This is a genomic window from Pseudomonas sp. 50_B, from assembly GCF_017491625.1.
GTDB classification, from domain to species: Bacteria; Pseudomonadota; Gammaproteobacteria; order Pseudomonadales; family Pseudomonadaceae; genus Aquipseudomonas; species Aquipseudomonas danubii.
In genome coordinates this window covers 1-237 of sequence record NZ_JAFGYX010000227.1, presented here as the reverse complement: position 1 = coordinate 237, position 237 = coordinate 1, and the positions used below count along the sequence as shown (strand labels likewise).

Here is a 237-nt window from a genome sequence, read left to right as displayed (position 1 = left end):
TCATCGAGGTGGCGAGGTAGATCAGCGACAGGTAGGTGCTGGCCGAGAACAGAGTGATGACCAGGAAGATCTGCACCATGGCATTGGTCAGCCACAGGGCGTTGGCCGGTACATGGTTGGCGTTCTCCTTCTTCAGGAACGCTGGCATGGTCCGGTCCCGGGCGGTCGCGTAGAGAATCTCCGCGCACAGCAGGGCCCAGGACAACAGCGCCCCCAGCAGGGAAATCGCCAGGCCAA

1 protein-coding gene is annotated in these 237 nt (G+C 62.0%); it reads right to left on the bottom strand.

The window, feature by feature from the left end; translation table 11 throughout:
• The coding region (locus J5M73_RS31730; RefSeq protein WP_207817066.1) for an amino acid permease at positions 1-237 on the bottom strand (237 nt) is incomplete at both ends.